General features: G+C 72.3%; 15 protein-coding genes and 1 pseudogene. 8 read left to right on the forward strand and 8 right to left on the reverse strand.

Annotated features, from left to right (window positions below; translation table 11 throughout):
* Window positions 1–24: 24 nt before the first annotated feature.
* From ACRWND_RS13760 to sbnA, 4 genes are all read left to right on the forward strand, one after another.
* Window positions 25–3,282, forward strand: a complete 3,258-nt coding sequence (locus ACRWND_RS13760) for a non-ribosomal peptide synthetase (protein WP_431949023.1) — start codon at window positions 25–27, stop codon at window positions 3,280–3,282.
* Entirely contained in the window at window positions 3,279–4,313 is a 1,035-nt protein-coding gene (locus ACRWND_RS13765) for a TauD/TfdA family dioxygenase (RefSeq protein ID WP_431949024.1), read from the forward strand. Before ACRWND_RS13760 ends, ACRWND_RS13765 begins: the two co-directional genes overlap by 4 nt.
* Window positions 4,310–5,380, forward strand: a complete 1,071-nt coding sequence (gene sbnB / locus ACRWND_RS13770; protein ID WP_431949025.1) for a 2,3-diaminopropionate biosynthesis protein SbnB — start codon at window positions 4,310–4,312, stop codon at window positions 5,378–5,380. Before ACRWND_RS13765 ends, sbnB begins: the two co-directional genes overlap by 4 nt.
* Window positions 5,381–5,606: 226 nt before the next feature.
* Window positions 5,607–6,701, forward strand: a complete 1,095-nt coding sequence (gene sbnA / locus ACRWND_RS13775; protein ID WP_431949026.1) for a 2,3-diaminopropionate biosynthesis protein SbnA — start codon at window positions 5,607–5,609, stop codon at window positions 6,699–6,701.
* 244 nt (window positions 6,702–6,945) lie between these two features.
* Here the strand turns inward: sbnA and ACRWND_RS13780 are convergent, their stop codons facing one another.
* From ACRWND_RS13780 to ACRWND_RS13800, 5 genes are all read right to left on the reverse strand, one after another.
* The gene (locus ACRWND_RS13780) at window positions 6,946–7,332 is read right to left on the reverse strand and encodes a carboxymuconolactone decarboxylase family protein (RefSeq protein ID WP_319134278.1); all 387 of its coding nucleotides are present in this window, start codon (window positions 7,330–7,332) and stop codon (window positions 6,946–6,948) included.
* A 280-nt stretch (window positions 7,333–7,612) separates the two neighbouring features.
* On the reverse strand, window positions 7,613–7,867 hold the full coding sequence (locus ACRWND_RS13785; RefSeq protein WP_431949027.1) for a hypothetical protein: 255 nt from the start codon (window positions 7,865–7,867) through the stop codon (window positions 7,613–7,615).
* A gap of 453 nt (window positions 7,868–8,320) precedes the next feature.
* Window positions 8,321–9,772 (reverse strand): aldehyde dehydrogenase, encoded by a 1,452-nt coding sequence (locus tag ACRWND_RS13790; protein WP_431949028.1) that lies wholly within the window; start codon window positions 9,770–9,772, stop codon window positions 8,321–8,323.
* Between the two features lie 264 nt (window positions 9,773–10,036).
* The gene (locus ACRWND_RS13795; RefSeq protein ID WP_431949029.1) at window positions 10,037–10,918 is read right to left on the reverse strand and encodes an SDR family NAD(P)-dependent oxidoreductase; all 882 of its coding nucleotides are present in this window, start codon (window positions 10,916–10,918) and stop codon (window positions 10,037–10,039) included.
* A 108-nt stretch (window positions 10,919–11,026) separates the two neighbouring features.
* Window positions 11,027–11,866, reverse strand: a complete 840-nt coding sequence (locus tag ACRWND_RS13800) for an oxidoreductase (RefSeq protein WP_431949030.1) — start codon at window positions 11,864–11,866, stop codon at window positions 11,027–11,029.
* Window positions 11,867–12,506: 640 nt separating this feature from the next.
* Here ACRWND_RS13800 and ACRWND_RS13805 point away from each other — a divergent pair.
* Window positions 12,507–12,766 (forward strand): annotated as a pseudogene (locus ACRWND_RS13805) (transposase); the annotation flags it as partial.
* A gap of 173 nt (window positions 12,767–12,939) precedes the next feature.
* On the opposite strand, the gene ACRWND_RS13810 reads toward ACRWND_RS13805, so the two are convergent.
* Both ACRWND_RS13810 and ACRWND_RS13815 read right to left on the reverse strand, forming a co-directional pair.
* The gene (locus ACRWND_RS13810) at window positions 12,940–13,566 is read right to left on the reverse strand and encodes a TetR/AcrR family transcriptional regulator (protein WP_431949031.1); all 627 of its coding nucleotides are present in this window, start codon (window positions 13,564–13,566) and stop codon (window positions 12,940–12,942) included.
* A gap of 506 nt (window positions 13,567–14,072) precedes the next feature.
* Complete coding sequence (locus ACRWND_RS13815) at window positions 14,073–15,407, reverse strand: MFS transporter (RefSeq protein ID WP_431949032.1); 1,335 nt, start codon at window positions 15,405–15,407, stop codon at window positions 14,073–14,075.
* Between the two features lie 338 nt (window positions 15,408–15,745).
* On the opposite strand from ACRWND_RS13815, the gene ACRWND_RS13820 reads away from it, so the two are divergent.
* From ACRWND_RS13820 to ACRWND_RS13830, 3 genes are all read left to right on the forward strand, one after another.
* The gene (locus ACRWND_RS13820) at window positions 15,746–16,348 is read left to right on the forward strand and encodes a DUF4328 domain-containing protein (protein WP_431949033.1); all 603 of its coding nucleotides are present in this window, start codon (window positions 15,746–15,748) and stop codon (window positions 16,346–16,348) included.
* A gap of 13 nt (window positions 16,349–16,361) precedes the next feature.
* Window positions 16,362–17,096, forward strand: coding sequence for a PhzF family phenazine biosynthesis protein (locus ACRWND_RS13825; protein WP_431949034.1), 735 nt, complete (start codon window positions 16,362–16,364; stop codon window positions 17,094–17,096).
* Window positions 17,097–17,439: 343 nt separating this feature from the next.
* On the forward strand, window positions 17,440–18,321 hold the full coding sequence (locus ACRWND_RS13830) for an alpha/beta fold hydrolase (protein ID WP_431949035.1): 882 nt from the start codon (window positions 17,440–17,442) through the stop codon (window positions 18,319–18,321).
* A gap of 90 nt (window positions 18,322–18,411) precedes the next feature.
* Here ACRWND_RS13830 and ACRWND_RS13835 read toward each other — a convergent pair whose 3' ends face one another.
* The gene (locus ACRWND_RS13835) at window positions 18,412–18,771 is read right to left on the reverse strand and encodes a nuclear transport factor 2 family protein (RefSeq protein ID WP_431949036.1); all 360 of its coding nucleotides are present in this window, start codon (window positions 18,769–18,771) and stop codon (window positions 18,412–18,414) included.
* Window positions 18,772–18,815 lie beyond the last annotated feature (44 nt).

Raw genomic sequence — 18,815 nt, forward strand, 5'->3', positions numbered from 1 at the left:
GAAACCGCGAGTGGAGGCAGGTCGATGGACATGGCAGCGCAGGCCGGACGGGACTTCTGGCGCGGAGTGCTCCTCGGGGGCGGTTTCACCGCGATCCCTCGCTGGACCTCCGCGGCGGTCACCGGCGCCGCCGAGCACGTGGTGGCGGTCCCCGACGGCCTCACGGCGTCCGTGCGCCGGGTGGCGGACGAGGTCGCCGTCCCGCTGGGCTCGGTCCTGCTGGCCGCGCACGCCAAGGTGCTGGCCGTGCTCTGCGGCGAGACCGACGTCGTGACCGGTTACGTCGCGGCGGGCGGAGCCGTGCTGCCGTGCCGGCTGTCGGCGGGCCCCGGCTCGTGGCGCTCCCTGCTGCAGGGCGCGCGCGATGCGGAGAAGCAGGTACTGGCCTTCCAGGACTTCCCGGTCGACGCGCTCCGCAAGGAGCTCGACCTGGCCGAGCCGCTCTTCGAGACGGTCTTCGACCTGTCCGGCGGCGGCGTCGAACTCGCCCCCGGCACCGTGCTGTGGGTCGGCGTCTCGGACCGCGACGGCCGCCTCTCGCTGCGGCTGCGCTACGCCACCGACGTCATGGACGAGGACGCCGCGGCCCGTGTCGCCGGCTACCACCTGGCCGCACTCGCCCGGATCGCCGCCGACCTGGACGCCGAGCACACCCGCGGGAGCCTGCTGTCCGCGGAGGAGAACAGGCTGCAACTGCACAAGATGGCCGGACCGCGCCGCAAGCTGCCGGACCGGCGGATGCACGAGCTCTTCGAGGAGCGGGCCAGGGCCCACCCGGAGGCGGTCGCGGCCGTCCACGGGGACCGCCGGTGGACGTACGGCGAGCTCAACGCCCGCGCCAACCGCCTGGCCCACGCACTCCTGGCGCGCGGTCTGCGGCGCGAGGACGTGGTCGCGGTGGTGACCGAGCGGAACCTGGACTGGCTGGCAGCCGTGCTGGCGGTCTTCAAGGCCGGCGGCGCCTACCTGCCGATCGAGCCGCACTTCCCGGCCGGGCGGATCAGGACCACCTTGGCCCGCGCCGAGTGCCGGCTGGTGCTGACCGAGCACGGCAGCACCGCGACGCTGGACGAGGCCCTGTCCGCGCTGCCCGACGTACACCGCCTGCCGGTCGATGACGCCTATGCCGAGGACCACCCCGGCGAGGACCCCCGCGTGCCCGTCGCGCGCGACCAGCTGGCGTACATCTACTTCACCTCCGGCTCGACCGGGGAGCCCAAGGGCGCGATGTGCGAGCACGCGGGCTTCCTCAACCACCTCTACGCCAAGATCGACGACCTCGGCATCGGCGAGGGGCAGGTGGTCGCGCAGACCGCCCCGCAGTGCTTCGACATCTCGCTGTGGCAGCTGGTCTCGGCGCTGCTCGTGGGCGGGCGCACCCTGCTGGTGGAGCAGGAGACGATCCTCGACGCCGACCGCTTCCTCGACAGGATCGCCGAGGAACGGGCGAACGTCGTGCAGCTCGTCCCCTCCTACCTGGACGTCGTCCTGTCCGCCCTGGAGCGCCAGCCGCGCGAACTGCCGGACCTGCGCTGCGTGTCGGTGACCGGCGAGGCCCTGAAGATGGACCTCGTCAAGCGCTGGTTCGCCGCCCGGCCGGGTGTGAAGCTGGTCAACGCCTACGGGCTGACCGAGACCAGCGACGACACCAACCACGCGGTGATGGAACGGGTCCCGGACACCGACTGGGTTCCGCTGGGACCGCCCGTCAACAACGTCCGCGTGTACATCGTCGACGAGCACCTGTCCCCCGTGCCGCTGGGCGCGCCCGGCCTGGTCGTCTTCTCCGGGGTCTGCGTGGGCCGCGGCTACGTCAACGACCCCGAGCGCACCCGGCAGGTGTATCTGACCGACCCCCACCACGCCGGGGAACGGCTGTACCGCGGCGGCGACTACGGCCGCTGGCACCCGGACGGCACGCTGGAGTTCCTCGGCCGCAAGGACCACCAGGTCAAGATCCGCGGCTTCCGCATCGAGATCGGCGAGATCGAGAACGCCCTGGTGCGGGCGCCGGGCGTGCACGACGGCGCGGTCGTCGTCAGCGCCGACGGCGACCAGCTGGTCGCCTTCTACTCGGGCCCGCAGCCCGTGGCGGTGGAAACGCTGCGCGAGCACCTCTCGGAGTCCCTGCCGGCCTACATGGTGCCCGCGGCCTTCCACTGGAGGGAAAGCCTGCCGCTGACCGCCAACAGCAAGATCGACCGAAAGACGCTGACGGCGCTCGCCGCGGAGCAGGGACCCGAGGAGAGCGCCGCGGAGCCGGATGGCCGGCAGACTTCCTCCACCCCCGCCGAGCGGCGCCTGGCGAAGGCGTGGTCGACGGTGCTCGGCATCCCGCAGGAGCGGATCGGGCGCCTGGACCACTTCTTCGACCGCGGCGGCACCTCCCTGTCGGCGGTACGGCTCGCGATCCTGCTGGACCGCGCGATCTCCCTCAAGGACGTCACGGCCCACCCGGTCCTCGCCGACCTCGCCGACGTGGTCGACGGCCGCACGGCGCGCCGGCTCGGACTGCTGCAGACCCTGTCGGAGCCGGACGGCGAACCGCACGCCACCCTGGTGTGCTTCCCGTACGCCGGTGGCCACGCGGTGAACTTCCGGCCGCTGGCCGCGGCGCTGCGGCCATCGGGTTGCGCGGTCCACGCCGTCGAGCTGCCCGGCCACGACCCTGCCGCCCGCGACGAGGCGTTCGTCCCGATGGAGCGGGTGGTCGACGCGGTGGTCGAGGAGATCGTCGACCGTGGGCTCTCCCGGATCCTGCTGTGGGGCCACTCCTCGGGCACCGCCCTCGCGGTGGAGACCGCCCGGCGGCTGCGGGAGCGGGGCGTGGCGGTCCAGCGTGTGTTCCTCGGCGCGCAACTGCTCGGCGACGCCGCCGCGCGGCGCGCAGCGGCCGAGGAACTGGCCGCCCGCGGGGCCGCCGAGATCGCCGCCGAACTGAGCGCAGACGGCGGCTACGGCCAGCTCGCCGAGCTGGACCGGGCGCGTGCCGAGCACGTCGCCGCCGCCTACCGCCACGACTGCGTGGCGGCCAACCGATACTTCGCCGACGCCCTGGACTCCGCACCGCCGGTGCGGCTGTCGGCGCCGGTCACCGTGGTCGTCGCCGCCGACGACCCGTACACGGCGGATCACTCCCGCCGGTACCGCGAGTGGCTGCTGCTGGCCGAGCACGTCGAGCTGTACGAGCTCCCCCGCGGCGGTCACCACTTCCCCCGCACCTGCCCGGACGAGGTGGCGCAGGCGGTCCTGCGCGCCGCCGAACTTCTGGCCTCCCCATGAACGGCAACCGAGAGGAGACGCAGTTGTCGACCTCAGCTTCCCCTCCGTCCCTGCTCGATCTCGAGCTGCGGCCCGGCTCACCCCCGATTCTGCGAACCGGGGCCGTCGCGGACCCGGCGGGCTGGGCCGACGGGCACCGCGACGCTCTGCGCGCGGTCGTCGCCGAGCACGGCTCGGTCCTGATCCGCGGCCTCGGCCTGACCGACGCGGACAAGGCGGCGGGTGTCGTACGGCGACTGGCCGGCCGACTGACCGCCGAGAAGGAGGCCTTCGCGTCCCGGCGGACCTACGCCGAGGGCCTGTACTCCTCCTCCACCTGGCCGCCCAACCAGCCGATGTGCATGCACCACGAGCTGAGCTACCGCCTCGAGTTCCCGGGCCTGATGATGTTCGCCTGCCTGACCGCGCCGGACAAGGGCGGGGCCACCGCGGTGGCCGACGCGCCGACCGTGCTCGAGGCACTGCCGCCCGAACTGGTCCAGCGTTTCGAGCGGGAGGGCTGGCTGCTCACCCGCAGCTACAACGACGAGATCGGGGCGACCGTCGCCGAGGCCTTCGGCACGGACGACCGCTCCGCCGTCGAGGACTACTGCCGCGCCAACGCCATCGCCTTCGAGTGGCAGCCGGACGGGGCCCTGCGCACCCGCCAGCGGCGCAGCGCCGTCGTCCGCCACCCGGTCACGGGTCGGCGCTGCTGGTTCAACCAGATCGCGTTCCTCAACGAATGGACGATGGACCCCGAGGTGCACGAGTACCTCGTGGACATGTACGGATCCGACGGCCTGCCGTTCAACACCTGCTTCGGCAACGGCGACCCGATCGGCGCGGACGTCGTCCAGCTGCTCAACTCCGTCTACGAGGCCAACACCGCCCGCGAGCCGTGGCAGACGGGCGACCTGATGCTCGTCGACAACATCCGCACCGCGCACAGCCGCGAGTCCTACGAGGGCTCCCGTGAGGTGCTGGTCGGCATGGCCGACGCGGTGCGCCTTGCCGACTGCTCCCCGACCGTCGAGGTGACCACCGCATGACCAGCAACCGCTCCGCCGCCCAGGGCTCCGCGCCCTCCGGGCCGCTCACCGTACCGCCGTTCGCGGTGGTGCCCGGTGTCCAGGTCCAGCGCGCGCTGCACGGGCGCGAGAAGCAGATCACGGAGCTGGTGGAGTCCACCTACCGGCTGCACTCCGCCGGCGACTCGGTGAACCCGCCGTCGTACTTCCTGCGGTTCCCCGACCGCCCGTCGGCGCGGATCATCGCCCTGCCGGCCTCCATCGGCGGCGACGTGCGCGTGGACGGCCTGAAGTGGATCTCCAGCTTCCCGGAGAACGTGGCGGCCGGGATCCCGCGGGCCTCGGCGGTGCTGATCCTCAACGACCACGACACCGGTTACCCCATCGCCTGCCTGGAGAGCTCCATCATCAGCGCCACCAGGACGGCGGCGATGGCGGCCCTGGCCGCCGACCGGCTGAGCCGTCCCGACCGCCGGCCCCGGCGCGTGGGCTTCTTCGGGACGGGCCTGATCGCCCGCTACATCCACACCTACCTGGTGGGGAACGGGTGGCACTTCGACGAGGTCGGCGTGCACGACCTGTCGGCCGAGAGCGCCAAGGGCTTCTGCGGCTACCTCGAGCAGACGGACGCCCCGGGGCGGGTCACCCTGTACGAGGACCCCGAGCAGGTCATCCGCGCGAGCGACCTGGTGGTCTTCGCGACCGTCGCGGGCGAGCCCCACGTACGGGACATGACCTGGTTCGGGCACAAGCCGCTCGTGCTGCACATGTCGCTGCGCGACCTCACGCCGGAGATCGTGCTCGGCTCGACCAACGTGGTCGACGACGTCGAGCACTGCCTGAAGGCGGACACCTCGCCGCATTTGGCGGAGCAGCTCACGGGCAACCGGGACTTCCTGACCGGCACGTTGGACGACGTGATCGCCGGACGGGTGGCGCTCCGCGAGGACCGCCCCGTGGTGTTCTCGCCCTTCGGCCTCGGGGTCCTCGACCTCGCTGTCGGCAAGTACGTCTACGACGAGGTGGCGCGCTCCGGCGAGCTGCAGGTCGTCGACGACTTCTTCCACGAACTGCGCCGGTTCGGATGAACAGCCGCGACCCCGCCCCCACGACATCGGGCCCCCGGGTCAGGGCCAGGGCCCCCGACACCGGCGCGGGCGCCACGGCGACCGACCACAAGGAGCCGCATGCGGGAGTACCTCCGGGAAAGACCAACGGTCCAGCCACGCAAGCTCATCAGTGCAGGACACAGCGGCCGCTGACGCGCTGCTCCCCCGTCTGGACGGGACAGGCGCTGCAGATGAGGAGGCCATCGTGACAGTCATATCCGTTCCCCAGGCCTTCAACGAGGAACAGCTCTTCGTCGACCTCGAGTCGATCTTCGGGCAATCACTCTTCCTCAAGTGCGAGGGCTTCAACTTCGCCGGTTCGATCAAGCTCAAAGCCGCGACCGAGATGGTGGAGACTGCCGAGCGGGAGGGGATCCTGACTCCGGACTCGATCCTGGTCGAGTCCTCGTCCGGCAATCTGGGTGTGGCACTGAGCATGATCGCCGCCAGCAAGGGCTACCGGTTCCTGTGCGTCACCGACGCACGGTGCAACCTGTCGACCAGGCTCCTGATGAAGGCCCTGGGCAGCCAGGTGCACATCATCTCCGGGCCGGACGCCCACGGCGGCTACCTCGGCGCGCGGCTGGACTTCGTCCGCGCGCTGTGCGCCTCGGACGACCGGTACGTCTGGCTCAGCCAGTACACCAACCCGGGCAACTGGAGGGCGCACTACCGGACGACCGCTCCGGAGATCGCGCGCCAGTTCCCCGAGGTCGACGTCGTGTTCGTCGGGGCCGGCACCACCGGGACCCTGATGGGCTGCGCCCGCTGGTTCCGGGAGTGGTCCCGGCCGGTCAAGGTCGTCGCGGTGGACAGCGTCGGCTCCGTGACCTTCGGCGGGGCACCCGGCCGCCGGATGATCCCCGGGCTGGGCATGAGCGTCCATCCGCCGCTGCTCGACGAGTCCTTCGTGGACGAGGTCGTGCTGGTCGAGGAGGCGGACACCATCCGCGCCTGCCACCGGCTGGCCCGCCGCGGCTTCCTGTTCGGGGGCTCGACGGGCACCGTGGTCAGCGGGGCGACCAGCTGGCTCGAGAAGAACGGCGCGCCCGGCCTCACGTCGGTGGCGATCGCGCCGGACCTCGGCGAGCGCTACCTCGACACGATCTACCAGAGCAACTGGCTGCAGGACCTGTACGGCGAGGACGTCCTCGAACCGGACGAACGCGCCGACGCCTCCTGGGCCGACCCCGCGTGGGCGGCGGCGGCCGAGGCCGCCTGGGCCGCCTCGCCCTCGGCGACCGGCACCGCCGAACCGGCGACGACGCCGTCGGTCTCCCCCGACGGCCAACTGCACTGACGGCCGGGCGGCACCGCCGCCCCCGTCGGCCCCATGCTGCTGCGGCGGTCCCCGACCGCCGCAGCAGCACGTCCGCGTCCACCTCCGCCGCCGCCTGCGCGCGGGGCATCGTGGAATCTCGGCCGCCGGTCTGCTCGCCGGTGCCAAGGACCCCCTGAACGCCGTACGGCCGCCCCGGGACAGGGGCGGCCGGAGTGACGATGCCGCCTGCCCGGGACCGGAGGATCCGGTGGGCGGCGCGGACTCAGGAGCCGGAGGGGTGCTCCGCGAACACCGCGACGGCCACCTGGTACATCTCGAAGGCGCGGGCGACTCCCGCGTAGACGGCCAGATGGATGAACAGGTCGACGACCTCTTCCTTGGTCACCCCGTTGTTGAGCGCGATGCGCAACTGGCCGCGCAGCGGCTCCTCCGCGCCCAGCGTCGCGGCGATCGCGACCGACACCAGCGACCGGTCATGCGTGGACAGCGCGGTGCGCGTCCAGGAGTCGGCGAAGGCGTGCACCGTCGCCACCTTGCGGAAGTCGGCCCCCGCCGCGGGCTCACCCGGTGCCAGCGGCAACTCGAGCCGCTGCCCCAGAAGTTCCCCGGCGGTCGCGAGCGCGGTCTCGTACTCCTCGTCGGCACTCATCCTGTACCTCTCCTCGATCGGGTTCTCCGGTGAGCCGTTCGGAAGCGGGTGCCCCGGCGTCCGGTACCGCCCGCACTCGCGATCGTTACCGCACCGAAGCCGCGCGCAACCGTCGCTCCGGACCTCGGTGACTCCCGGCCCTCCGGGTGCCGCAAGCGCCGTACCCGCAGTGCAGACACGCAGCGACGGCTCGGCTCTTGGCGCGCCACATCCCTCCCCCCTCCCCTCGCACGGATGTCCGACGGAGCGCATCCGCCACACGCCGCCTGCACCGAGGGCCTCACCCGATCGAAGGAGCCTCGGAGAACGGCTGAGGTCCGTCGGGGAACGGGTCGGTGGTCGACGGCCCCGCCCGGCATGCGTGGCGTACGTCCGTCCCACCCGCCGTGCCGCGCGCGGGCTTGTCGCCGGCGCGGTGCCCGGAGTGCGGGTCGTCGGTGCGCGGGTCGTCGGTGCGCGGGAGCGCCGGCAGGGACACGGTGCCGGGAAGGCGAACGCGGCGCAGCCGTGGACGGCCGGGGGGTACGGACTGCATGGGGTGGAATCCTCAGTCAGGACCGCCCGGTGGACAGGGCGGTACGGTGGCGGGGCAAGAGGGTCTCAGCAGCGGTCATGCGACCAGGCGTCAGCTGTACGGGTGAGGCCGGCGAAACCTGGGGCGGACGGGGTGGTGACGGTACGGCCGGCCGGCCGGGCGGGGCCGCGGCCGGGACCGCCGGGCGGGGCCGCCGCCGGGACCGCCGGCCGGCGGCTCGGTTCCGCGTGCCGGGAGCGGCTCGTCCCCTGACATGCCCAGGGCGTGGAACCGCAGCTCACCGAGGACCCTGCGGCAGAGGAACCTCCCTCGGTCGGACATGGTCGTCTCCTTCGGGGGAGAGTGGCCTCCCGCGCACGGTGCGGCACGCGCGGGACGCCTTGGAGGGGTGGGGAGGGGCACACCCGAGCCCCTCCCGACAGACGCCGCCGCTCGACATGGACGGCGCCGGTGTCACCGGTTGCGGGTGATGGTCTTGTGCTCGACGTAGCCGGTCAGGCCGACCTTGCCGTACTCACGGCCCAGACCGCTGGCCTTGAAGCCGCCGAAGGGACCGTCGAAGCTCATGGACGAGCCGTTGATGGTGACGGTGCCGGTGCGCAGGCGGCGGGCAACGGCCAGGGCGTGGTCCGGGTCGGCGCTCCAGACACCGCCGGACAGGCCGTACTCCGAGTCGTTGGCGATACGGACGGCGTCGTCCTCGTCCTCGTAGGCGATGACGACCAGGACCGGGCCGAAGATCTCCTCCTGCGCGATGCGCATGGAGTTGTCGACCTCGGCGAAGACGGTGGGGGTGACGTAGTTGCCCTTCTCCAGGCCCTCGGGGATCTGCGGGCCGCCGGTGACCAGGCGGGCGCCTTCCTCGATGCCGATGTTGATGTAGTCGATGACGCGCTGCTGCTGGTCGCGGCGGATCATCGGGCCGATGAAGGTGTCCGCGGCGGCCGGGTCGCCGACCTTGAGGGACTCGACCATCGTCTTGACGGCCTCGACGACCTCCTCGTACCGGCTGCGCGGGGCGAGGATGCGGGTCTGCAGGATGCAGGCCTCGCCGTTGTTGCCGAGCGAGCCGAAGCGCAGGCCGCCCATCGCGGCCTCCAGGTCGGCGTCCTCGAGGATGACGGCGGCGGACTTGCCGCCCAGCTCCAGGCCGACCCGCTTGAGGTGGTCACCGGCGATGGAACCGATGCGGCGGCCGGCGCCGGTGGAGCCGGTGAAGGAGATCTTGTCGATGCCGGGGTGGGAGACGAGGTACTCGCTGGTCTCACGGTCGGCGGGCAGGACGGACAGGACGCCCTCGGGCAGACCGGCCTCATGCCACAGGTCGGCGAGCAGCGCCATGCTGAGGGAGTTCTCCGGGGAGACCTTCAGCACCACGGTGTTGCCGGCCAGCAGGGCCGGGACCAACTTCGCGGTGGCGGCGGAGAACGGGGAGTTCCACGGGATGACGGCGGCGACGACGCCGATCGCCTCGCGGCGCACGATGGTGTCGAAGGCGACGGAGTCGTCGGAGGGCTCGACGATCTCCTCCCAGCCGAACTCCTCGGCCGCCTTCAGGTACGCCTTGACCTGGCGGCTCAGGAAGGGCTGGCCGACCTTGGTGAACCAGTGGGCCGAGCCGTTCTCGACGGAGATGGCGAGAGCGACCTCGTCGGCGCGGGCGGCGCGCAGCTCGTCGTAACGGCGGACGATCGCCTGGCGCTCCTCGGGGGTGGTGTGCGGCCAGGGGCCGTGGTCGAAGGCCTTGCGGGCGGCGGCGACGGCCGCGTCGACGTCGGCGGGCGCGGCCTGGGCGGCGCTGCCCAGCACGGACTGGTCGTGCGGGGAGCGGATGTCGAGCAGCATGTCGGGGTTGCTGGGGGCGAGCCAGGCTCCGCCGATGTAGAGCTTGTCGCGAACAGACATGTCTTTGCGGTTCCTTCGTGTGAAACGTGGGGGGTGAGGATGTGGAGGGGTGATATCGGGGGGCGCGCACTCCGTGAGATGCGCGCGCCGGGCGAAGTCTCACCGGCTGGAGGGGGGGTCTGCCGGTGCGACCGGGTGTCTGCGCCGCCGTCCGGGTCCGTGGTCGCAGGCGCTGAGGCGCACGCCCGGACGCACGCAGAAGTCCGTGAAGGGGGCGGGCCGTCCGCCGTGCGGCGTGCCCGGCTCACCCGTGCGGGGCGGGGCTCAGTTCCCGGCGGGGCGGACCATCCGCGCGACCTCGGTGTCGGCGAAGTCGCCGAGTCCGTCCAGGTCGGTGGAGGCGCTGACCTCGCGCCAGGCCGCGTCCTCCGCGGCCCGCGCCTCGGTGATCTGCGGGGCGATCCAGGCGGCGTCGGAGCCGAGCAGGAGCCGCACCGGCGGCTCGGGTTCCTCGGTGAGCCGCAGGATGACGGCGGCCATCTTTGCCGGGTCGCCGCGCTGCACGTCGGGGTTGTTGCTGTAGGTACGGGCGAACCTGCCGACCGTCTCCTCGTACTCCGCGTGGATGTCCGGCACCGGCATCGGCGCGGCCGCCCAGGGGGTCCGAATGCCTCCGGGCTCGACCAGGGTGGCGCGGATACCGATGGGGGCGACCTCACGGGCGAGGATCTCGGTGAAGCCGCCCAGCGCCCACTTGGCCGACTGGTAGGCGCCGAGCCCGGGCTGGTTGCGGCGGCCGCCGATGGTGGAGACGTTCACGATGCTGCCGGAACGGCGGGGCCGCATCACCGGGAGCACCGCCCTCACGGTGTTCACCGCGCCGAAGAAGTTGACCTCGACGTTGCGGCGGAACTCGTCCTCGGACATGTCCTCGATCGAGCCGACGCCGCGGGTGCCGGCGCTGTTCACCAGCACGTCGATCGTGCCGAACTCCGCCACCGCGTGGGCGACCGCGCCGCGTACGGCTGCCAGGTCGGTCACGTCCATGGCCCGCACCAGCAGTCGGTCGCGGTGCTCGACGGGAACGGTGACGGCGTCCGGCGCGAGGTCTGTCGCCACCACGTTGTGGCCCGCGGCCAGAGCCGCTTCCACGACCCGACCGCCGAGGCCGCCGGCCGCGCCGGATATCAGAAAGGTCTTGGTCATTGCTTCCTGCCCTCAGTACTCAGGGGCCCCGGTCGCCCGCGAGCCGCGGGCCGCGGGTCCGGCGCCGGTCGGTCCGGCGAGCGTTCCGACCGGTGCCGTGCTCGTGTGTCAGGCCTTCGGGAAGTCCGTGGAACGGCTGACCTCGGCCCACTCGTTGGCCTCGGCGAGGCGGCCTTCCTCGGAGGCGATCGCGATGCCCAGGGCGTCGCTGCCGAGCAGCAGACGGCGCGGCGGCTTCGGGGCCTCGACCGCTTCGATGATCGCCTGGGCCATGCGGGCCGGGTCGCCGGGCTCGTTGCCCGCGTACTCGGCGAAGTTGCCCAGCCAGGCACCGACCGTCTGCTCGTAGTCGGGGGTGATGGGACCGGACGGCTCGGCGGCGCCTGCCGCCCATCCGGTGCGAATGCCGCCCGGCTCGACGATGGTGACCTTCACGCCGAAGGGAGCCACTTCGCTGGCCAGCACCTCGGAGAAGCCCTCCACCGCGAACTTCGCGGTCTGGTAGGCGCTGAGGCCCGGCGTCCCGCCGACGCGGCCGCCGATGGAGGAGATCTGCACGATGTGGCCGGAGCGCTGGCCGCGCATCACCGGAAGCACGGCGCGGGTCACGTTGATCACGCCCCACATGTTGGCGTCGATCTGGGCGCGGAACTCGTCCTCGAGGAAGTCCTCGATGGAACCGCTGGTGGCGTAGCCGGCGTTGTTGACCACGACGTCGATCGAGCCGAAGCGCTCGACCGCGGCGGCCACCACGTCCTTGGCCTGGGCCGGGGAGGTGACGTCCAGGGCGACGGCCGACAGGCGCTCGGGGTACTCGGCCTGGAGGTCGGCCAGGGAGCCGGGCTTGCGGGAGGTCACCACGACCCGGTCGCCGGCATCGAGGGCCGCGAGAACCAGAGCCCTGCCCAGCCCCTGCGAGCCACCGGTGATCAGCCAATTCCGTGACATTGAGTGTTCCTCGTTTCGTCGTTTCGCGCGCCGCCCGATTGGGGCGGCAACTTCACTGTAGACAAAGTCCCTGGAAATGCAACGCTGGTGTTGCATTGAAGTGGTGTACTACATCTCACATTGCAGTTAAGTGGGTATAAGTGCGGCAGAAACATGGACGTCAAGGCGCCCATGCGTGCTCCCTGGCAGCCCCTTCGTGGTCCTGGCGTACGCCCCGGCCGCCGCCGCGGCCCCGCCGGGAGCGGAAGGGGCCGAGGCCGAACGGGGCGGGCAGGGGTGCGCCGGGAGGGGTGGAGCGGCGGGCCGCATGGCTGTCCGCCCGCGGCCGGTGGCTGTCCTACTCGGTGATCGCCCCCGGCAAGCTCGGTGATGTGGACCTGCGCCAGGGCACCGAGGGCCAGAGGTTCCTCGCCGGGGAGCCCGTCGGCACCCAGCTGAAGGACTCGGGCGTCACGCTCCTGGACGCCCTTCCGCGGCGACAACGGAGTGATGACCGTCACCGGAACCTGGACGCTCGGCCAGAACCTGAACGGCTGGGCCCGGGTTTTCGTGCCGACACCGGCGCCCACACCCAGCAGATCCACTCCACCATCCACGGCGAGGCGGGTGGTGACCGGGAGTGTTACCTCAACACCCACTACAGCGCGTCTGGCGGCAGACCTGGTCCGACACCCCCCGGAACGGCTGAACAAAGAAATCCGGCGCCGCACCGACGTGGTCGGCGTCTTCCCCGACCGCACCGCCGTGATCCGCCTGGTCGGCGCGGTCCTGACCGACCAGAACGACGAGCGGACCGAGGCCCGCCGCTACATGGGCCGCGACCTGCCGGCCACGGCCCGGCTCCACCCGATCGAGTCAGATACCGACGACACCGTCCTGCCCACCGCACTCACCGCATGACGTCAAAGAAGAGATCACCGAGTGCCCGGCGATACACCCCTCCAACGGACGTGACCGGGCCGAGTCCGGCAAGGTGGAGAAGAAAGACGCAGCCGAGCTGCGGCGACCGACGACAACGCCGCCAGGCGAGAGCCATCGACCCGCGACGCCGGCCCGCCTATCCGTGTGGCCTCCTACACCGACGACCTCGTGGTCGGCCGGATCGAGTCCGCGGGCGCGGCCGAGGTGAGCAGTGCCGCGTCCAGCAGGATGGCCGCGGCGGCGCGGGCGGTCGTGGCGGCGGAGGGATCACGGTCCATGCGTGCCGCCTGCCCCGCACCGTCGTACAACATGAGGAGCTGGACGGCCAGCGTCCCGGGGTCGGCGCATCCGGCCGCGCCGGCCAGTTCCGCGAACAGGCCGCGCAACCAGACACGGTAGTCGTCGGCGACCTTGCCGACGGCGCTGTCGACAGGCATCTCGGAGGTGGCCCGTGCGAAGGGGCAGCCGTTGTAGCGGGGCTCGGTGGTCGCCTCGCCCAACGCGTCGAAGACGCCGAGCAGCTTCTCGCGCGGGGTACGGAAGCGGGTAAGGGTACGGGCGACCCGGTCCTTCCGGCGCGCGAAGCGCTCTTCGAGGTAGGCGCAGACCAGGCCTTCCTTGCTGCCGAAGCTGTTGTACAGGGAAGCCTTGGCCACCCCGGCACGCTCGATCACCCGGTCGATGCCGACGGTCCGCACGCCTTCGGCGTAGAAGAGCTCATCAGCCGCCTCGAGCAGTCGCTCACGCGCAGACACCTTGGCCGCAGTCTTGATTGACATGGCAAGCACCCTTCCCGCAGACAGGTCTGTTCATTCTACTTCAGGGAAGGGCTCCCTCGACAGCTCCGTTCAGCCGCCCACCGGCGGGGGCGATGACCCATCCGGCCTCAGCATCGGGCGTGCACCTTGATCTGCTCGGCCCCTTCCGTTCGCAGCCGACGACGAGCCGGAGGAGCCTGGCTACTACGACACCCCTGCTCAGGCAGCGGAACGGCTTCAGCAGGGCTCGTGGCTGTCCCATCGGGATGCCGCAGGTTTGCCGGCAGTGCTCGTTCCGCAGGAGGCCGAAGCCGACCCGGCGACGGAAGGGCGGCGGGGATCCGGCCGGAGCACGCGGGCCCTGCGGGTCACCGACCGCCTGACAGGGCGGCGCACCGGAGTGAGCCGCTCTCTCGGGCCTGACGAAGCCCCGCGCCGGCGCTCCGGCCACCGGGGTGCGTGTCGCGCGCCCCATCGCCGTCGCGCCCCCTTCGGCCGGCGCCGCTCCCCGGCCCCCTTGGCCCGTCTCAGACGATGACGGGTCGCGAGCGGCCGCCGCGCCGATCCGTCAGCAGTCCGATCAGGGCCAGCAGCGCCAGGACGATGACGGCAGTGCCGTACTCGCGAGCGGTGACCATCAGGCCGCCCGCGTGGACGACGAGGTAGCCGGCGATCACCGAGGGCAATCCCATGCCCAGATAGGACACCACGTACAGCAGGGACAGCACCCCGGAGCGCTCATGGGCGGCGGTCAGGGGCATCACCGTGCGGATGCCGCCCTGGAAGCCGCCGCCGAAGCCGATGCCGGCGATGACCGAACCGGCGAAGAACAGGGCGAGCGAGCCGTTCTGGACCGAGACCAGGGTCACGGCGACGCCCGCGACGGTGGTGGCGATCCCGGTGAACATGACACCGCGCGCGGGCGCAGAGCGCAGCAGGAGGGTGGTGGCGGCGCCCACCCCTGCGAGGACGGACAGGGCCAGGCCGCCGTATACGGCGGACGTGGAGTGGCTGAGGGTCCGCACGAGCGCCGGGCTCAGGGAGGCGTAGAAGCCCGCCAGCGCCCAGACCGCGATGAGCATGGGGACCGCGGTGAGGACGGCGCGCCGCACGGTTCCGGGCAGCCTGACGTCCGGGACCATCGAGCCGAGCGCTCCCCGCTCGGGTGTGACCGTCTCTCGCATCAGGACCACGCCCAGTGCCTGCAACGCCATCACGGCGGCCAGAACCAGGTAGACCAGGTGCGTCGGGGCGGGCAGGTACTGCACCAGGAAGGCCGACACCAAGGAACCGGCGGCGGTGCCGACACCGGGGGCGAAGGAGTTGGCGACGGTGCCGCGGAGGCGGTCGATGTCCAGCATGCCCGCGCCGACCGCACCCAGCGCCGCACCGGTGGAAAGGCCCTGGATCACGCGGGCGACCATCAGCTCCGGCACCCCGTGGGCTGTCGCGAACACCACCATCGCGGCCACCTGTGCGGCGAGCGACCCGAGCAGCACCGGGCGGCGGCCCAGGTGGTCCGAGAGCCGTCCCATCGTGAGCAGCGCGACCAGGACGGCGATCGCGTAGACGCCGAACACCAGCGTGGTGGTGACCGGTCCGAAGCCCCACTCCGCCTGGTAGACCGCGTACAGCGGGGTGGGGGCGCTCGAGCCGGCCAGGAACGACACGACGATCGAGGCCAGCAGGTAGAAGGCCGCGCGCTGAGGCAGCACGCCCGCGACGCCTCCGCGGCGCTCCGCCGATGCGTGCCGTCCCCGCCCGCCGGGCCGCTTGCCGGCGGGACGCTCGCTACCGCCCGCCGAGCCGGTGCCGGATGCCAGGGTGATGACGCCGTGGTGGTCCTGCGGGGCGGGCTGCATGCGACCATCCTTCTCCAGGTAGACCAGTCTGTTCACTTATCGCCCAACGCCGCCGCGCCGCGTTCTCTTCCCACCCCTCGCACCGGCCCCGCTCGGCGACACCGGCCCGACCGGCGGCGACGGCACGACCGGCGGCGACCCCCGACGCACCCTCGACAGCCTCGACAGCCTCGGCAGCCTCGGCAGCCTCGGCAGCCTCGGCAGCCTCGGCGACAGCATCCGGTGACCACTGATCCCCGAAGACCCGAACTCGCACGCACGTGCCCCCCTCAGCCCCTATGATCACTCCGCTCCCGTGTCCACCAGAGCCGTGCACGACCCGAGACAGGCCCTCCACCATGTCCAGCAAACCCCCCGGATCCCCGTTGATCCTTGCTCGTTGCGCGCAGGCGGCGATAGCCGCGGCCGCCGTCCTGGACGTGTTCCGGGCGGTGGCCGTCCAGAACCGGCGGATCCATCCCTCGGCCGCGACCCTGCACACTTCCGGCTCCGTGTCCCAGATCTTCGTCTATCTGATGACACTCGCGGTCGTGCTCTTCCTCGTGTGGCTGGCCCGGTCCCGGCGCAATGCCCTGGCGCTGGCACCGCAGGCCGCGCTCCCGGGTGGCGGCTGGCTGATCGGGGCCTGGCTGATCCCCGTGGTGAACCTCTTCGTGCCCCGGCGGTTCGTCCTCGGCATCGGGCGCGCGAGCTCACCGGCCTGGAACCCGGGACGCGACTCCGCACTGGTGAACCTCTGGTGGGCGGCCTGGGTCGGGCACGGAATCGCCCTTACGCTCACCACCCAGGCCGCCCCGGGTTCCCGGGCCGCCCTGGCAGTCACCGAAGCGCTCATGCTCGCCGCTGGGGGGCTCCTGTGCCTCGTCATCGAGCGCATCACCACGCTCCAAGGCGCCGCGTTCGCCGCCCCGGCTCCCTCCTCCCCCGTCGCGCAGGCGTGAGGCAGGCTCAACCATGATCGGTTACGACATCGTGCGGGTCTTCTGCGGACCCGACGGCGACGGCGGCGACAGGATCGCCGTCGTACGTGACGGAAGCGCCGTCACCGGCGAGCAGGACCGCGTCGCGTTCGCCCGGCGGTCGGGCTTGACCGCGACCGTGTTCGTCGACGACCCCGAACGGGGTGTCATCGACATCCACTCCGGCGACGGACGGCTGCCCTTCGCCGGCGCCCCCTGCATCGGCGCCGCCTGGTTGCTGGACGCCCCGGAACTGATCACGCCGGCCGGCGTCGTCGGCGTCCGCCTCGACGGCGAGTTCACCTGGCTCGAGGCCCGCCCTTCCTGGGCGCCGCCCCGCACGCTGCGGCAGTATGACTCACCCGGGGAGGTGGACGCGCTGCCCGTGCCGCCGCCCGGGGAGTGGGTCTGCGCCTGGGCCTGGGAGGACGAACCCGCCGGACGCGTCCGCGCCCGGGGCTTCCCGGGCCGCGGCCACGGCGTCGAGGAGGTCGAGGCCACCGGCTCGGCGGCGCTCCTGCTCACCGACCGCCTCCATCGCGCCCTCAACATCTCCCAGGGCCGCGGCTCCCAGGTCCTCACCGCCCCCGGACGGGACGGCCTGGTCGAGCTCGCCGGCCGGGTCCACCTCGAACGCGCCGTTCCCGGCGCCTCCGCCGCCACTCGTCCGGCGATCACCCTCGGCAGCCCGGCATCGCCCCGCCGCCGCATCCATCTGCTCGACCTCTGACCCGCGCCGGGCGGATCCGGCGTCGGTGCGCCCCTCGCCGGACCCCGCCCATGCGGCGACCGCCGAGCCGATCGCCCGCGCCCGCTCCCCCGGAACGGAGGCGACCGCACACGCCACCGGTCACGAACTCGCGGCCCGATGAACGGTGTTGCCGCGAAACCGCGACCGTGGGCCCGTGCGCATAGAGCGCATGTGCCATCTATGATCAAGACGCCTCCGCGCGCCCGCACCACCTGCGGGCGGACCGCGCGCTCCCGAGGTACCGGTGGGTGCGGACGGGGCGGGCCGGGGTCCGTGGGCCGGGACCGGCGGAAGCGGCTCGGGCGCACGGGACGACGACACCATGGGTCAGCGCAGCCGGCGGCGCATGCTGCCGACAGCCCTGTCCACGATCAAGGGAAGCATCGTGAGGGAACGCACCATCACCATCGCCCAGCAGGAGATCGCCTACGCGGAATCCGAGGGCACGGGACGCGCCGTCGTCCTCGTGCACGGCAACTCCTCGTCCTCGCGGGTCTGGCGCCCGCTGCTGGAAGGCCCCTTCGGTCAGCGGTACCGCTGCCTGGCCCTGGATCTGCCGGGCCACGGCAGGTCGGCCCGCCACGAGCGGCCCGAGGACTACTCGATCCGGTCCTACGCGTCGCTTCTCGCCGCTTTCGCGACCGCCCTGGACGCCCGGGACGCCGTGGTCGCCGGATGGAGCCTGGGCGGGCACATCGTGCTCGAGGCCGCGTCCCGCCTGCCCGAGGCCGCCGGGTTCTTCCTCTTCGGCGCCCCGCCCGTCGGCGGCCTCGCCGACTTCGGCAAGGCGTTCCTGCCGAATCCCGCCGTGCAGACGGGCTTCACCGGTGACGTGGACGCCGCGACGGCGTTGTCCTACGCCCAGAGTTTTCTGGCTCCCGGGTCCGACGTCCCGACCGCCGAACTCGTCGCGGACATCCTCGCCACGGACGGCGCGGCCCGTGTGGGCCTGTGGGCCTGCCTGGGGTCGGGCGACTTCACCGACGAGGTCGAGATCGTGTCCCGGCTGGCCCAGCCCCTGGCGGTGGTGCAGGGCGAGGGCGAGCAGCTGGTCAGCCTCGACTATCTCCGCGCGGTCGCCGCGCCCTCGTTGTGGCGCGGCGCGGTGCAGGTCATGACCGGTGCCGGGCACGCGCCGCACGTCGAGGCACCGGCGGACTTCGCCCGCGTGCTGGGCGAGTTCGTCGCCGACGTCACACCATGACGTCACCAGTCCGCCGGGCCGGGAACACGCGCTGAGCTCCGCGGTCGCCGCGGGCCGTGGAGGTAGGGCGCACCGCCCTGACGACGCCGGTCAGACCACGTCCGCGCTGCCCTCGCGGTATACCTTCGCCGAGGCGATCCGGCCGTCGCGGAGCCGGTAGAAGGCGGTGATGGGGCAGGTGCGGCGCTCGCCGTGGTAGGTGAGCGTCTCGGTCATCTCGCAGGCGGCGCGGTCGCCCCCGGTGATCAGGTGGTGGATCTGCAGGGTGGGGAGCAGCCCGCGCATGGCCTCGGCGAAGAGCGCGGTGAGCTCGGCGCGGCCGCTCACCGTCGTGGTGCCGGTGACCCATACGGCGTCGTCGGTGAACCCGGCCATGAGCGCGTGGAGGTCGCGGTCGTTGAAGGCCCGCACGTGTGCGTGTACCACCGCGGTGGCGTCGGTCGGCGTCATGGCTGCAGTCTGCCGCAGGCCCGCGGGCCGGTCGACGCTGACGC

The organism is Actinacidiphila sp. bgisy167 (genome assembly GCF_965342175.1).
In the GTDB taxonomy this organism is placed as follows: Bacteria; Actinomycetota; Actinomycetes; order Streptomycetales; family Streptomycetaceae; genus Actinacidiphila.

Coding starts and splice junctions, on each gene's coding strand:
- ACRWND_RS13825 (WP_431949034.1), top strand. CDS start 16,362: ATGATCGGTTACGACATCGTGCGGGTCTTCTGCGGACCCGACGGCGAC.
- ACRWND_RS13765 (WP_431949024.1), top strand. CDS start 3,279: ATGAACGGCAACCGAGAGGAGACGCAGTTGTCGACCTCAGCTTCCCCT.
- sbnB (WP_431949025.1), top strand. CDS start 4,310: ATGACCAGCAACCGCTCCGCCGCCCAGGGCTCCGCGCCCTCCGGGCCG.
- ACRWND_RS13815 (WP_431949032.1), bottom strand. CDS start 15,407: ATGCAGCCCGCCCCGCAGGACCACCACGGCGTCATCACCCTGGCATCC.
- ACRWND_RS13760 (WP_431949023.1), top strand. CDS start 25: ATGGACATGGCAGCGCAGGCCGGACGGGACTTCTGGCGCGGAGTGCTC.
- ACRWND_RS13790 (WP_431949028.1), bottom strand. CDS start 9,772: ATGTCTGTTCGCGACAAGCTCTACATCGGCGGAGCCTGGCTCGCCCCC.
- ACRWND_RS13810 (WP_431949031.1), bottom strand. CDS start 13,566: ATGTCAATCAAGACTGCGGCCAAGGTGTCTGCGCGTGAGCGACTGCTC.
- ACRWND_RS13830 (WP_431949035.1), top strand. CDS start 17,440: ATGGGTCAGCGCAGCCGGCGGCGCATGCTGCCGACAGCCCTGTCCACG.
- ACRWND_RS13800 (WP_431949030.1), bottom strand. CDS start 11,866: ATGTCACGGAATTGGCTGATCACCGGTGGCTCGCAGGGGCTGGGCAGG.
- ACRWND_RS13785 (WP_431949027.1), bottom strand. CDS start 7,867: ATGCAGTCCGTACCCCCCGGCCGTCCACGGCTGCGCCGCGTTCGCCTT.
- ACRWND_RS13795 (WP_431949029.1), bottom strand. CDS start 10,918: ATGACCAAGACCTTTCTGATATCCGGCGCGGCCGGCGGCCTCGGCGGT.
- ACRWND_RS13780 (WP_319134278.1), bottom strand. CDS start 7,332: ATGAGTGCCGACGAGGAGTACGAGACCGCGCTCGCGACCGCCGGGGAA.
- ACRWND_RS13835 (WP_431949036.1), bottom strand. CDS start 18,771: ATGACGCCGACCGACGCCACCGCGGTGGTACACGCACACGTGCGGGCC.
- ACRWND_RS13820 (WP_431949033.1), top strand. CDS start 15,746: ATGTCCAGCAAACCCCCCGGATCCCCGTTGATCCTTGCTCGTTGCGCG.